We start from the raw sequence: 14,088 nt of genomic DNA on the forward strand, positions 1-14,088 counted from the left end.
CCCCGAAGGAACGGTCGGCTTGTTCCCCGAAGGAACACCGGGGAGACGCCGAAGGGCCTTGCAGCGCCCGGGCCAGGTAGGGCGAAAGGCACGTTCCATTCAGCGCAAGGGGCGACGCCGCACGCTCCGTCCGCCTCGTCAGCGGTTCAGGGCCGCATCGAGGTGGTCTTGCACCGGCTCGAACAGGCCGTAGGGGACGCGCTGCGGGATCTCTGCGTGGCTAACCCATTCAAGCTCGGCCAGTTCTTCGGTGTCCGCGACGTGCGCGCGGCCGCCGATGACCTCGCAAGCGGTGTAGGACATCAGCCGGCCGGTGGCCGGGTGGACCCGTTCGCCGAGGAGCTTGGCCGCCTTCACGGTCAGGCCCGTCTCCTCCTGGGTTTCGCGAACGGCGGCGTCCTCGCGGGATTCGCCCGGCTCGACCTCACCGGCGGGGAACTGCCAGGAGAGCTGGCCCTCGCTGACCCGGCGCCGCACCATGAGCACGCGGCCCTCGTACACCACGATGGCCGCGGCGATGCCCGGTCGTTCCTCAGCGTTCTGCTGCGTCACGTCTGCTCCTCCAGGACTGCCAGGATGGGTGGGAAGATCGTATCGACGGGGATGAACCGGGTGAGGGAGTTTTTCGGAACCCACATGACGTCCGCGTTCTCCTCGGCGTCGGCGTTGGCAGCCTCTCCCGCCAGGTACTCGCAGTGGAAGTAGTCGCAGAGCACTCCGGTCACCGGGTGGAGGCGGCTGCCCAGGTGCTCGCGTACGGCGCAGTGGACCCCGGTCTCGTCCAGGGTTTCCCGCACCGTGGTGGTCTCGGCCTTGCCGCCGGGTTTGATCACGCCGGCGGGGAACTGCCAGGTGATGCCCGACGCGTCGTCGTGCCGTCGGCACACCAGCAGGATCTGATCGTCACGGCTGACCACAGCGATGGCGACCCGGAGCGCCTGAGCGCCGGCGGGACTCGGCGCGGCAGGTCGGTGTTCGTTCGCGACCAGGAGGGAGAACCGTTGACGGGCTGCCGGCGGGGCCTGTTCGTGCGCTGAGTCCAGGAGTTGTTGCATCTCCTTGCGCGGCACGACGGCGGGGTCGGCGTGCCAGGCCGCGACGGTTCGGACGGCGATGCCGAGCTGGGCAGCGAACTGCTCGTTGGTGAGCCGGAGCGCGGACTGGAGGATGCATGCGTACCGCCCGCTCCAGAGCTCGATGACCTCCACGCGCCGCCCCTTCGTCGTCGCCGCTCTCGGTGCAGGAACCCGCGTGCCGAAGGTGCACTCCAACTGCACTGGCGCTTCATGGTCGCGCCGCGCGCGCCCCGGAAGAATCGGAGTCACCGGGGCAAGGAATCACCTGATCGACGTTCCGGATGCAGGGCCCTACCGAGAGGCGCACGGGCGCCGGACGACCACAGGGAGATTTTAGATGTGCGCTCGCTTTGGATAGGAGGGACAGGGAAGTTGGCTGAATTCGATTCCTTGATCCAGTCTCGGCAGAGGCCGCATTCGCCTCTGATCGCCACGTGGCACCGCTGCTCGTCCTGGCCCCTTCGCCGACGCCGGTAACCTCAGGAGGTGACGGCTGATCGCCCGTCATCTCCGGTTGCTAGCAAGGCGAAAGGGAGACAATGCCCGAGGATCAGGCACACACCGTGGAGCGCACGCTCGTCCTGCTGAAGCCCGATGCGCTGGCGCGTGGCCTGGCAGGCAGGATCATCACGCGATTCGAGGACGCCGCACTGAAGATCGTCGGAACGAAGATGAAGTGGATGGACGAGGAATTCACTCGCCGCCACTACTTCGACCTGGAAGAACGACTCGGGGCGGAGGTCTACAACGTCACTTCCACATTCATGCAGCAGGGACCGGTCATCGCCCTGGTCCTGGAGGGCTACGACGCCATCGCCACGGTCCGCAAGATCGTGGGAAGCACCTACCCGAACCAGGCCCCCGCCGGCACCGTGCGAGGCGACCTGTCGCACTACAGCGCCGCGGCCAGCATCGCCTCCGGCAAGGCGGTCGCGAACCTCGTGCACGCCTCCGGCAACGCGGAGGAGGCCAAGCAGGAGGTGGAGCTGTGGTTCGACAAGGACGAGCTGCAGGACTACAAGACGCTGGCCGAGATCTACACGTACTGACGGCGGAGTGCGGCGTCACCGGTGGGACGCCGACGCGTTGAACACCACTGGGGTACGACCGTCTGATCTGAGAGGGCACCATGACCAACCAGACCCGCCTGGCCTCCACCGACGAACTGGAGTCGATCTTCCAGCGTGAGCTGGTGAGCGACCTCTGGGCGGCGACCGAGACCGCCTACGCCCTGGCGGTACGCCACCGCGATCTGGGCAACTGGCCCGCGTCCCGTGAGTGGGTCCAGCAGTGCCTCCGGCTCCTGGAGGGCTTCCCCAGCGAGACGGAGGAGCAGGTCGCCACGAGCCGCTCGTCGGTGGGCGGCGTCCAGCTGCCCACGTACCTGCACTCCGGTGTGGTCCAGGCCCGCTTCGGCGACCTGGGCTGACACACAAGCGGCGGGGCCCCGGCCCAGCCACACCGACCACCCTGAGCACCAATTTCACAGCGCGTGGCCAACCGGACAGGGCCCCCACGGCAGGGTCCGGCTGGCTTCGCCATGCCTGAAACGAGGAGACACCACCCCGTGGCCATCGAGATCGAGATGCGGGCCCGCTTCCCCAAGGAGTCCCACGACCAGCTGGTCGCCCGCCTGAAGGCGGATGGCGAGGACCTCGGCAACGACGACAAGCACATCTACTTCTACGTGCTGCCCAACCAGCTGCTGAAGGTCACCGACAACACCGCCGCCGGCACCGCCAAGATCACCCTCAAGGGGAGCAAGATTGGACAGGGCTCCGCATTCGCGGAGACGGAGTTCGCAATCGCCCCCGCCGACGTGTCCGCCGCGGTGAAGGTGTTCAACAGCCTCGGCTTCGAGGCCGCCATGCACGAGGCGTTCAATTTCCGGCACAACTACCGCTTCGGCGGCGTCGAGATCGCGGTCAAGTGGAGCGAGGCATGGGGCTACCACGCCGAGTTCGAGGTGCTGCTCGACGACGCCGCCTCGGACGCCGCCCGCGACGAAGCAACGGCCAAGATCATGGATGTGGCGGCGGAGCTGGGCGTCACGCTGATGACCGAGCAGGAGCTGGCCGACTTCACCGCTGCCTTCGAGGCCGCCGAGCAGGAGCGGAAGGAGCGCGAGCAGCAAGCCGCGCCCCTCAGGTAGGAGCACGTCACCGCGGAGACCACCAAAGGGGGTGGGCACACATGAGCACGACCCCAGCAACCGCAACCCTGATCGACCAGGCTGCCCGTCGGCAGCTGCCGCTCCACCAGTACATGGACCGGGCCACCGTCGAGTGGATCGAAGAGAACCGGCCTGACTTCACGACGACAGCGCAGCCGGCCTTGGCTTCGGCCGCGCGGGGTCTACTGAAGCAGTCCGCGCTGCCAGCCGCCTGGATGGCGACGCCTCGCCTGTACACCTCGATCCACGGCGTCCGTCACAGCATGCGTACGGCAGCACTGGCTGCCGTACTCGCCGACAGCCACGGGCTCGACGACGCCGACATGGCCACGGTGGTCGTGGCCGCGGCCGTCCACGACTGCCAGCGTCGTCACGACAAGGACGACCAGGGGCACGGCGCCCGGGCGGCCATCTGGCTCGCCGCGAACGCAGACACCGTGTGGGGCCACTTCGGCCTCACAGCCACCCCCCGCCGGATCGCGCAGGCGGCGACCGCCGTCCGCCTGCACGACGTCCCGTACGACGCCTTCACCGCCGACGACTGGCACGACCACTCGAAGGCGGAGTCGCTGGCGGACATCCTGAAGGCCGCCGATGCCCTCGACCGGTACCGGCTCCCGAAGGCCACCTGGTGGCCGGACGCCCGGCACGTCCGCGAGCCGGCCTTCGACCAGTACCGCGGCCTGGCCTTCGACCTGGTCCTCACCTCCGAGAAGGCCCACCTGGCAGGGGCCAGCAGCCCTGAGGCCGTCCGCTTCGCGCTGGCCCAGGCAGGGCTGGTGTGACCATGGATTTCCTCGACGCTTACCACCTGTGGGCCGACGCCCACGCCTTCTACGGCAGCGGCCTCATCCCCAGCCCTGCCGATCCCGTCGACCCGCTCACTGCCCAGTCCGCCGCATGGGACCACCGCCTCGCGGAGGACACCCCGAACGGGCAGCTGCTGCGCCGCAACGCCCTCTTCGACGCCCTGAGCGGCGAGGGCAAGCTGCACCTCCTCCACGTCACCCACGCGCTGGAGGAGATCAATCAGGAGGGCATGCTCTACCCCTCCGGCGGCTGCCTCGTCGGAAGCATCTACTGCGCCCCGCTCACCCCGACCGAGCAGGGCTTCCGCATGCACAACCTGGCCTCGTACGTCCTGACCAGGGAGGCGCCGGCCTTCCTGGCCAAGCTCGGCATCACCGACCGCAGGCCCACCCCACTGATCATCGAGATCGACACACCGCCGGAGTCGTACCGAGGGCTGGCCGGCATCGACTACCTCCGGCTGGGCCTCATCCATCTGCAGATCTACAGCCACCTCGAATACCTGCTCAGCAAGAGCGAGCGGCACCAGCTCCGAGAGACCGTCGTGGCCCGCGTCAAGAACTCGGCCGCTTTCCTCGCCACCGCTGCCGCCGTGGCCTACCAGGGCACGGCCATCGCCCCGGAAGCCTTCCTCCGGCAGCTCGACGAGACGATCCCCCGCCTGCCGATCCTCGGCTACCTCTACTTCGAAGCCGTGGCGGAGTACCTGATGCTCCACTCCACCTCGCGCCACACCCGCCGCCTGGCGGAACTGGGGGAGCTGAACAACTGGCTCTACAAGGAGTTGCTGTTCGCCTCCTTCCCTGCTCTGTCCGGCAAGTTCGACCTCGCGAAGTTCCGCCCCCGGCCCGACGAGCTGGCCACGCTCCTCCGCCGTGTCGATCCCGCCATCGACCCCGAGCACGCCGCCAGGTACCTCGTCGAGCGCATCAGCCACCTCGTGGCCGCACGGCTCTTCACCCCCGGAGAGATCCCCGAAGCCTGGCACCACACCCGCTGGGAGTTCGACGCCCTCGCCACCCAGCTCGGCCCGCTCCTGGGCCACCTCATCCACCGGGAGCTGCGTACCTTCGGCCGCTACCCCGACTTCTACTTCTACTTCGACCAGTACAAGGCGCTGCAAGCCTGGAATTACTGGAACCACATGGACATCGTCGCCCCGTTCAACGGCACGATGCCCAAGGGCGAGATCGGCATCAACCCGGCCTACCCCAACCTGGCCTACCGCATCTGGCGCGCCGAGCAGGACGACACCGGCCACCTCCACCCGGCCGAGGAGCTCTCCCTCACCATCGCCCCGCGTCTGGTGGACATCAAGTACACGCTGATGCGCAACAAGCAGTGGACCGCTCCGGCGCCCAGCGCCGCGTAACCCTGCACCTCACCCACAGCACCACCTCACCCCAACCCTTTCATGATCAGGAGTCCTGTCATGAGCACCTCCGGCATGCCCTCGGTCGACCTCCTCGGCGAGCAGATCGCCTCCCTCCTCGAGGACCCGGCCACCACCCACGGGCTGGCCCGCGGCCTCCGCGCCGCCGCCCGCGAGATCGAACTCAACCGCTACCACCACACGAGCCGGCGCGCCTGGCCCACCGGCCGGATCGACCACAAGCCTGCCAAGGTCCAGATCGGCGGCGGCGCCCACCGGATCGACGGCTTCTTCAACATCGACGCCGTCCCGCCGGCCGACCTTCTTTGGGACATCCGCGAGGGCATCCCTCTGCGCGACAACACCGCCCAGACGCTGTTCTCCGAGCACTTCCTGGAGCACATTGACTACCCCCGCTCCGCCAAGCACTACGTCGCCGAGGCACACCGCGTCCTTGCGCCCGGCGGCAAGATCATCACGGGCGTCCCCGACGCCGCCTTCGCCCTCAGCCGCTACCCCGGCTCTCTCGACACCTCCGCCGAGGTGATCGAGCGCTGGTACGCCAAGCGGAACTGCCTCGGCGACATCAACACCCAGCTCGACCTCGTCAACCTCGTCCTCCGCGACCAGGACGACGACCCCACGTACACCCAGCATCTGTGGGCCTACGACCACGAGAAGCTCGTCCAGCTTTTCACCGAGGCCGGCTTCACCACCGTCGAGCCGTGGACCTTCAACCCCACCATGGCCAACCCGAAGCGTCGCTGGGGCAGCGTCTACGTGATTGCGACGAAGTAGCCCGAGAACCGGCGAGCCCCCGGGAGGCGCCCCTCCCGCCGCCCTGCCCGCTATCCACGGAACACCACACACCACCCGGCCACGCTGCCGTGGGAGCCACCCGCATGAGCCAGCCCCTCCCGCCGCCCGTCAGTGATCTCACGCTCGCGGCCACACCCAACGCCGTAGCCTGGGCCCGCCGCCACACGGTCGACGTTCTCCGAAGCTGGCGCTTCCCCGCCGAGGGAACAGAGGTGGCCCGTCTCCTCGTCTCGGAGCTCGCCACCAATGCCATCCGACACACACGCCGACCTGACACCGTCGGCCCCGACCCGGCAGGCCTCGGCACGATCCTGCTCAGGCTCTGGCCAGCCCACGCAGGGATCGTTCTGCTCGTCGGCGACAACGACCCCCACCCGCCAACACCCCGAACACCGAGTGACAGCGCCACCGGAGGCCGCGGCCTCCTCCTCACCTCAGCCATGGCCAGCCGCTGGGGCTACTACCCCAGGCACCCGCACCCTGGAAAGTTCGTGTGGGCCGAGATCCCGGCCCGGCCGAGAGAGGCCCTCGGCGATCAGTGCAGCGGCCGGCAGGAGACGACCCCACTCCTGCTGGGGCAGGTCCTGACGGCGCTACGGGAGCTCTAGACGATGGCGCACTGCGACAAGGCCGACGTGGAACGCAACACAGAAACGGGGGGTCTCCGTGCGGGACTCAGGTCGTAATGATGGAGCGCACATGGGGCCGCGCTCAGAGCCCGTGAGTGGTTAGCTCATTTCATCCGTTTTAGGGTGAAATGGCCCGCCGGGAAGCAGGGGTGATGTCAGTGTCATAGGGAAGAATCTTTTGCGGGGAGGGAGACTGATGACTGACGAGCAAAATGCCTCTGACCAGCGTATTCCTGCTCCAGGTGGCTGCCGCTGGTGCGGGATAGAGGCGCGGGAGCACGCACAGCGGTGGAAGCCGCCGGTGGGGTGGCACAAGTGGGAGCCTCCGACGTTGGAGCAGCGGAAGGAGCGCATGCTTGCACGGCGGAAACGCAAGACTGGCGAGGCTAGGGCGGTGTTACGCGCCTTTAGCCTGCGGCCAGCTTTCTGACCTCGCTAAAGATCTCTCGCAGCTGTGCAGGGACCTGATCCGGGCTGGTCAGCGTAGTCACCAGCTCGAACATCATGTCGGGCTTTCCGCTGGGCCCATTGAGGCTTCCCTGGCGAAGCATGTTCAGCACCTCTTTGCTGAACTTCTGACAGGGACGTTGAGCTGCGAAGTCGCTCGCTGTCCAGGGCTCGTCCTTCGGCCAGAGGTCATTCGCGGCTGTGGCCCACAGGTCGTCCGAGAACAGCTCCTCCAACTCGTTGAACGACTCCGGTTCGCCGACGAAGCGGACCACATCGTCAACGGCATTGCCGAAGAACTGTTGGAGACGAGCCGCCTTGAAGAGCCCCTTCGGCAAGTTGCGGCTGTCGGCATCCACCATGAGCATCACGGAGCGCTCGTGCTCGACCAGATAGCGGGCCAGATGCAGTGCCCCCTCGTTGTTGAAGCACGCCCACAGAGCGACGCCAGCCGACTGCAGGGACTGCCCCTCGGATAGCCCGAACAACATAGGGATCACCCGTTGCTCGGTCTCACCTTCGACTGCCAAGAAGCAGCGCTCATGCAGGAGTACGGAGTTGCGCAAGCCCACTGCTGCCGCAATGCGTCCCAGATGGCCGTCAATCTCGTCGTGGGCGTCAGCCCCCAGCCGCTCTATCAGCGTTCGCCCGTCTTCCAACCGCAGGTGGACGACATCGGCGATGTCGACGCCGTCGATCAGATTCATAGAGTGGGTGGCCACGATGACGTTGACATGAGGCAGGGCACTCTGGTCCTTGATCAGCTGCATGATCTTGCGCTGGTGGCCGTAGTCGAGGTGCGTGTCCGGCTCGTCGTAGATCACGATCGTTTGCACGGGCGGTGGGGCATCCTCGGCCGAGTCTGGCTCGGCCGTGTGGTCGACGTCGCCGAGCTCCTCTTGCGCGAGTAGCCGGCTGTTCCACTCCCAAATCGCAAGAGAGATGCGGCGACCGCTACCTAGACCCGAGCGGTTGAGGCCCACGGCTTCACCCTTGGTGCGCGCGATGCGTAGCGGAGTGCCCCGGAGGCTATGGGTGAAGGAGACCTCGGGCTCGACGTACACCTCAGCCAAGTCATCGCAGCGGCTCTGAATGTGCTCGCACAGGGACTTGGCGTCGTTCTGGAGTCGATCCTTGATGCCGTCTTCGATCGTCTGCAGACTTCCCTGCAGCGTGGGGTCGGCCATGTGGGCCTGAAAGCGCCCCATCAGTGCCGTCTTGACGGCACCATCAGGATCAGCCGTCTTCCCATCGAACGGCATGAGTCGGGGCAGCCTGCGGTCCATACCCTTCGGAGCGGGAACCCACGCCGCCGTCGAGGCGTGGGCCATGCCGTATTTGCGCAACGCCGGCTCGATGTCGCCGCGCTTGATGGACGTCAGGTCGGGCAGGAATTCCTTGGCCAGCGTCCTGACCTCTGTAAGGGACAGCTTGGAGGTGTCGCGTAGTCGATCATCGTCCGCCAGTGGCGCCCAGCATTCCAGGACGGGTGCCTCGTCAGCAGTAGAGCGTCTCCGTACACGCAGCTCCGCGGGAAGGCCGAACTCTTCTTGCTCCCAAGCGTCGAGAGTGAACAGCCCTTCCACCCAGGTAGTCGAGCATCGCGACAGGGATGCCACGTCCTCCGCATCGGCAGAAGGAGTAAGCGCGTACGTGCGGTCGTCCTCGGCCAGCTGTTCGTTCCCCACAAGGAATGCGAGAGCGGCGAGCACGGCACTCTTACCGCCGTCGTTCTGCCCGGCGAGGATGGTCGGTGTGCTCACGGGGATGTCGCGTACATCCTCTAGGGATCGGAATCCACACACGGTGAAGCTGTGCATGTGCACCGTTCTCAGCCGCTCCGTTCCCTTGCACCGAGGGTCAGCCACGAGCTGCCTCAGCGTCCCACAGCCATTGACTGGGACGAAGATCTCCCAGACGCATCATCCTATGTCTTGCGGAGATGGCTCGTTGAAGTCGTGCGCGGATCTGACCGAATCAGACCGATCCAGAGAGGTGCGAGTCCAGCGAAGGGACCCTGTGGGGATCCGCGTACACGTGTTCCTGCTCGACCCTCGTCTGGAACCTCACCGCCAAGAGCCGCAGTGCGCACGGCGCGGTCAGGGAGTGAGACGGTTTGGTCCCGCGGAAGAGGAAGGATGCCTCGCGGATGGAGTCCAGGCCGAGCATGACCATGAGGATCCGTCCGAGGCCGGCGCCGAGGCCGCCGTGGGGCGGGCAGCCGAAGCGGAAGATGTTCAGGTAGTCCTGCATGGGCTCGGTGTTCATGCCCTTCTCCTCCACCTGCTTCAGCAGCACGTCGGAGCGGTGCTCGCGCTGGGCGCCGGTGGTGACCTCCAGCCCCTTCCACAGCAGGTCGAAGCTGAGGGTCAGGTCCGGCCGGTCCGCAGGGCGCATGTGGTAGAAGGGCCGGATGCTCGCCGGGTAGTGCGTGATGAATGCGAACTCGTGTCCGGTCTGCCCCTTTATGTGCGCGGCGATCCGTCGCTCACCGTCCGGGTCCAGGTCCTCCTTCAGCCCCTCGGGGTCCCAGCCGCCGGCCCGCAGGACCTCCTGCGCCTCGGCCATCGTGATCCGCGGGAACGGCGCCTCCGGCACCGCGACTTCGACCCCGAAGACCTCGCGGATCCGATCACCGTGGGCCTCGGCGACCTTGGCGATGGTGTGGGCGAGCATGTGCTCCTCGAAGGCCATCACGTCCTCGACGTCATCGATCCACGACAGCTCGACGTCGACGCCCGTGAACTCGGTCGCGTGCCGGGAGGTGAACGACGGCTCGGCCCGGAAGACGGGGCCGATCTCGAAGACCCGGTCGATGCTGGCGGCCACGGCCATCTGCTTGTAGAACTGCGGCGACTGCGCCAGGTACGCCGACCGGTCGAAGTACCCGAGCTTGAACACCTCCGCCCCGGACTCCGAGGCCGTCCCCATCAGCTTCGGCGTGTGCATCTCGGTACAGCCGTGCTCCACGGCGTACTCACGCAGCCCCTGCTCCAGGGTCGTCTGCACGGCGAACACCATCTGCGCGGTCTTCCCCTTGCGGACATCGAGGAACCGCCAGTCGAGCCGGTACTCAGGCCCGGTGTGCTCGTCGATCGGCAGCGGCGTCTCGGCCAGGTTCAGCACCTCGACCGACTCGGGGACGAGCTCCAGGCCCCCAAGCTTGACCTGGGCCGCGTCCACGACGCGGCCGGTGATCCGTACGGCGGACTCCGGGGTGAGGGACTCGAGCAGCTCCTCCAGCGGGCTGCCGTCGCGCTTGTGGGTCACCTGGACCATGCCGGAGTGGTCGCGCAGGATCACGAACTGCATCTTGCGCTGCAGCCGGAGTGCGTTCACCCAGCCGGACACGGAGACGGTCTGGTCGATGTGGCCGCGTAGCTCAGAGGTCAGAACGCGGCTCGTCGTGTGGATCATCGCAGCCCTCCAGGGGCGTCGTCATGATCCCTTGGGCGTGCGGGCGAGAAGGGAACTCGCGGTACCACCGCACTTTCGCCGCCACCCGACGGCAGCGGCCTCATTCAGCCCTGTGACGGGGGCGAACCGGCGGGGCATTGGGCCAGGCGGCTGTTCCTCCCCGCGCTCAGGAGGGTCTTCACCTCGGGCGCGAGTCCGCCTTCCCAGCTACCGGCGGCTCTCTCTGCTCGCGTGCACTTCGGCTACTCGTCTCCGTCTACGCGTTGCCCACGAGGATAGGGACCATGTAAATCCCCTGCAACGGAATCACGGCGCTGGTATGCGACCTGGCTGAATCACGCCTTCGTCTAGGCCCCTACCTGCACCATCGCCTCGCCCATGGTCGGCCATGATCTTCGAAACCCGTTCGGGTCGTAACCCGCTCCCCATGGCTCGCCACGAACGCCAGCCCCTCGTGTTATCCACAGGCACGCAGGACCGGAGCCACTGCTGGCTAGGCTGTGTCTATGGCAACAGGAGCACCAGCAGCGGTAACGGATCTTGTGATCCGCACGGAAGCGCGCAGGCAGGAATCGTCCTCGGCGTTGGACGCTAAGCAGCGTGCGAAGCTCGGTCAGTACTTCACCCCTGCCCCTGCCGCGGACTTCATCGCCTCCCTCGCCAGGTTGGAAGCGTCTGAGACGATCCGCGTTCTGGATCCTGGTGCTGGTGCCGGCTCCCTCACGGCATCCCTTGTCATGCGGATCTTGCGCGAGCAACCGCGGTCGCACATCTCTGTCACGGCATGCGAGGTGGATCCGCAGATGCATGCGACTCTGGCTGCCACGCTCGCCGACTGCGTCAGCACAGCGGAAGCAGTCGGCGGTTCGGTCGAGGTGAACCTAGTACCTGGCGACTTCATCGCGTGGGCGACCGAGGACGAAGGCTTGTTCGCTGAGACGCGAGAGCGTTTCGACCTGGTGATCATGAATCCGCCCTATAAGAAACTCGCTGCAAACTCGCGGGAGCGCAGGGCGGTCACCGAGAAATGCACCGAGACGTCGAATCTTTACTCGGCCTTCATGGCGCTTGGTGTTCATCTGCTGGCGCCTGGCGGCCAGTTGGTGGCGATCACGCCTCGGAGCTTTGCTAACGGACCTTACTTCCGACCGTTCCGGAAGTATTTCCTGGACCGAATGCACCTCGATCATGTGCATGTATTCGAAGCTCGCAACAAGGTCTTCGCCGACACTGATGTGCTGCAAGAGAATGTCATCTTCTCGGCGACGCGCACCGATGCAAGTGGCCGCGGCCCGGTAACGGTTTCGACCAGCAAGAGCTACTCGAGCGAGATTCGAAGCCGCAGTGTTCGTTATGCGGAGATGGTCCACCCGGAGGATCGAGAATTCTTTATTCACATCAGCGCCGACGAAGAGGACACGCAGCTAGCGCAGGCCCATGCCAGCCTGCCGGCCGCCCTAGCTGACCTTCGCTTTCAGGTCTCTACTGGGCGTGTGGTCGACTTCCGCAGTAAGGAGCACCTCCGGCCTGACCCCGTCCCTGGATCTGTTCCTCTGATCTACCCCTTGCATATGCGCGAGGGTGGCATTTCTTGGCCCGTACCGGGCGCGAAGAAGAACAACGCCATCATGCTAAACGGGGACACCGAGAAGATGACGTTCCCTCGCGGTTATTACGTCGTAGTGAAGCGCCTCTCCTCCAAAGAGGAGAAGCGTCGCGTCGTGGCTGCCGTTTTCGATCCGAGCCAGGTTCCTTGCGACCGAATTGGATTCGAGAATCATGTGAACGTCTTCCACGAGGGTGGGGAAGGCTTGCCTGAAGACGTTGCGAGGGGCCTTTGTCTGTGGCTGAATTCAACGCTGCTGGATCGGTTCGTTCGACGGTTTAGCGGCCACACTCAGGTAAATGCTACAGACCTGCGGAATCTTCGCTATCCAAGTCGAGAGCAACTCTCCGAAATGGGGCGGGGCTGGGATAGTGGTGTCTGGCTGGGGCAGGAAAAGATCGACGAAGTCGTCGAGTGGAATATCGAGAAAGCGGAGACTGAAAACTAGATGACCGAGCAGACCGTTATTGAATTTGATGGAGGCGCGCGTGAAAATAAACTTACGGAGGCCCGTAGGATTCTCCAGCTTCTTGGCTTCGACGCGGAGCGCTCCAATGAGCGCTCGGCCTATGTGCTCCTAGCCCTTCTGGAACTTGGCCCTGATCAGGACTGGACGCAAGCTGAACGGTCCATGCTTCGGACTGTGCAGATCATGCAGTGGCTGCGCGACTTCTACGAGAAGGATTACGCTGCAAACAGCCGCGAGACAATTCGCCGGTTCACGCTGCACCAGTTCGTCGATGCCGGCCTCGTTGTGCAGAATCCAGATCAGCCGGACCGGCCGGTGAACTCGCCGAAGTGGTGCTATCAGATAGAGCCCGCTGCCTATGGCCTCATTACATCGTTCGGGCAGGAGGGGTTCGATGAGCGTCTTGCCGAGTACCTTGCAGAGCGTCCCGGTCTTCAGGCGTTGTACGCGCGGGAGCGGGAGATGAATAGGATTCCGGTCCAGCTTCCCGGGGGCAAGAAGATCGACCTCAGTCCCGGTGGTCAGAACACCCTGATCGTGCAGATCATAAACGAGTTCTGCGAGCGGTACACGCCCAATGGTGAAGTGCTCTATGTTGGTGATGCCGACAACAAGTGGGCGATCTTCGAAGAAGGTTCACTCGCTGAGCTCGGTGTGGAGGTCGATTCACATGGAAAAATGCCGGACGTCGTGGTATTTCTTCGGGATCGGAACTGGCTCGTCCTGATTGAAGCAGCGTCCTCCCATGGACCGGTGGATGCCAAGAGGCACAGGGAGCTCAGCGAACTCTTCCGAGGCTCATCGGCTGGCCTCGTCTTCATCTCAGCGCTGCCGTCGCGTGCTGAGCTGCGTAAGTATCTGAAGGAAATCGCTTGGGAGACGGATGTCTGGTGCGCGGATAACCCCACACATCTGATTCACTTTAACGGTGAGCGCTTCTTGGGTCCGTACAGCTAGGATCGAGGCAAAAAAGGGGCCGTTCCGCAAAATTGCGGAACGGCCCCTTCGGGTTTAATTCGGCGACGACCTACTCTCCCACGAGGTCCCCCTCGCAGTACCATCGGCGCTGGCAAGCTTAGCTTCCGGGTTCGAAATGTTACCGGGCGTTTCCTCGCCGCTATGGTCACCGAAAATCTGGTGAGCACTTCCTAGCGTAGAAGCGCTTTCGTTGGCTGAGTATACAGGCGGATAGTGGCCGCTGTGCACCTGGCTTGTCCTGCCGCGAAGGCCGACAGGGCTGGCCCGGAGGCGGCTGGCGACGGCGTTCCGG

Annotated in this window: 12 protein-coding genes, 1 rRNA gene and 1 pseudogene; 9 read left to right on the forward strand and 5 right to left on the reverse strand. The window is 65.3% G+C overall.

Annotated elements, in window-relative coordinates:
* Positions 1–138 precede the first annotated feature (138 nt).
* Positions 139–552 carry an NUDIX hydrolase gene (locus tag ACWGH1_RS03060; protein ID WP_453351859.1) on the reverse strand — a complete coding sequence of 138 codons (414 nt, stop codon included), beginning with the start codon at positions 550–552 and terminating at the stop codon, positions 139–141.
* Entirely contained in the window at positions 549–1,208 is a 660-nt protein-coding gene (locus ACWGH1_RS03065; RefSeq protein WP_453351858.1) for an NUDIX hydrolase, read from the reverse strand. Before ACWGH1_RS03065 ends, ACWGH1_RS03060 begins: the two co-directional genes overlap by 4 nt.
* Before the next feature lie 407 nt (positions 1,209–1,615).
* Between ACWGH1_RS03065 and ACWGH1_RS03070 the strand changes: the two genes are divergently transcribed.
* From ACWGH1_RS03070 to ACWGH1_RS03100, 7 genes are all read left to right on the forward strand, one after another.
* Positions 1,616–2,125, forward strand: a complete 510-nt coding sequence (locus ACWGH1_RS03070; RefSeq protein ID WP_374775016.1) for a nucleoside-diphosphate kinase — start codon at positions 1,616–1,618, stop codon at positions 2,123–2,125.
* Between the two features lie 80 nt (positions 2,126–2,205).
* Complete coding sequence (locus ACWGH1_RS03075) at positions 2,206–2,505, forward strand: hypothetical protein (RefSeq protein ID WP_453351857.1); 300 nt, start codon at positions 2,206–2,208, stop codon at positions 2,503–2,505.
* A gap of 138 nt (positions 2,506–2,643) precedes the next feature.
* Positions 2,644–3,228 (forward strand): CYTH domain-containing protein, encoded by a 585-nt coding sequence (locus ACWGH1_RS03080; RefSeq protein ID WP_453351856.1) that lies wholly within the window; start codon positions 2,644–2,646, stop codon positions 3,226–3,228.
* A gap of 41 nt (positions 3,229–3,269) precedes the next feature.
* A complete protein-coding gene (locus ACWGH1_RS03085; protein WP_453351855.1) occupies positions 3,270–4,034 on the forward strand; it encodes a hypothetical protein in 765 nt (254 codons plus the stop codon).
* Positions 4,035–4,036: 2 nt separating this feature from the next.
* Complete coding sequence (locus tag ACWGH1_RS03090; RefSeq protein ID WP_453351854.1) at positions 4,037–5,431, forward strand: hypothetical protein; 1,395 nt, start codon at positions 4,037–4,039, stop codon at positions 5,429–5,431.
* A 60-nt stretch (positions 5,432–5,491) separates the two neighbouring features.
* A complete protein-coding gene (locus ACWGH1_RS03095; RefSeq protein WP_453351853.1) occupies positions 5,492–6,229 on the forward strand; it encodes a class I SAM-dependent methyltransferase in 738 nt (245 codons plus the stop codon).
* A gap of 104 nt (positions 6,230–6,333) precedes the next feature.
* Positions 6,334–6,858 carry an ATP-binding protein gene (locus tag ACWGH1_RS03100; protein ID WP_453351852.1) on the forward strand — a complete coding sequence of 175 codons (525 nt, stop codon included), beginning with the start codon at positions 6,334–6,336 and terminating at the stop codon, positions 6,856–6,858.
* Positions 6,859–7,286: 428 nt separating this feature from the next.
* On the opposite strand, the gene ACWGH1_RS03105 is transcribed toward ACWGH1_RS03100, so the two are convergent.
* Positions 7,287–9,089: an ATP-dependent nuclease gene (locus ACWGH1_RS03105; protein ID WP_453351851.1), complete on the reverse strand. Its 1,803-nt coding sequence runs from the start codon at positions 9,087–9,089 to the stop codon at positions 7,287–7,289.
* Positions 9,090–9,425: 336 nt separating this feature from the next.
* A pseudogene (aspS, locus tag ACWGH1_RS03110) lies at positions 9,426–10,743 on the reverse strand (aspartate--tRNA(Asn) ligase).
* A 506-nt stretch (positions 10,744–11,249) separates the two neighbouring features.
* Between aspS and ACWGH1_RS03115 the strand changes: the two are divergent.
* Both ACWGH1_RS03115 and ACWGH1_RS03120 read left to right on the forward strand, forming a co-directional pair.
* Positions 11,250–12,797, forward strand: coding sequence for an Eco57I restriction-modification methylase domain-containing protein (locus tag ACWGH1_RS03115; protein WP_453351850.1), 1,548 nt, complete (start codon positions 11,250–11,252; stop codon positions 12,795–12,797).
* Complete coding sequence (locus ACWGH1_RS03120; RefSeq protein ID WP_453351849.1) at positions 12,798–13,775, forward strand: BsuBI/PstI family type II restriction endonuclease; 978 nt, start codon at positions 12,798–12,800, stop codon at positions 13,773–13,775. It abuts the gene before it with no gap.
* 57 nt (positions 13,776–13,832) lie between these two features.
* On the opposite strand, the gene rrf is transcribed toward ACWGH1_RS03120, so the two are convergent.
* Positions 13,833–13,949 (reverse strand): 5S ribosomal RNA (gene rrf, locus ACWGH1_RS03125).
* Positions 13,950–14,088 lie beyond the last annotated feature (139 nt).

This window comes from Streptomyces sp. NPDC054883 (assembly GCF_053610645.1).